Here is a 215-nt window from a genome sequence, read left to right as displayed (position 1 = left end):
ACAATCAACCACAATATAATAGTAGGCTGAATTATTAAACGCAGATTATTTAAAACATTTTTCCATCCCTCTTTGTGATTCCATTGTTGATGAGTTGAGCAATCGGTGGTGTTTTTTTTGCTCTCAGATTCTCGGGGACTGCCTTGACTTAAAGACCGGAAAACTTCGGAGTTGAAACTAATCATTAAATACACACAGAAAATGATTTCCCACCA

The 215-nt window shown here is 36.3% G+C and carries 1 pseudogene; it reads right to left on the bottom strand.

The features are described from left to right. A pseudogene (locus tag PL9214_RS32085) lies at nucleotides 1-215 on the bottom strand (IS701 family transposase); the annotation flags it as partial.

This window comes from Planktothrix tepida PCC 9214 (genome assembly GCF_900009145.1).
Classification (GTDB): Bacteria; Cyanobacteriota; Cyanobacteriia; order Cyanobacteriales; family Microcoleaceae; genus Planktothrix; species Planktothrix tepida.
The sequence above is the reverse complement of the archived record's forward strand: the minus strand, read 5'-3'. Positions and strand labels throughout refer to the sequence as shown.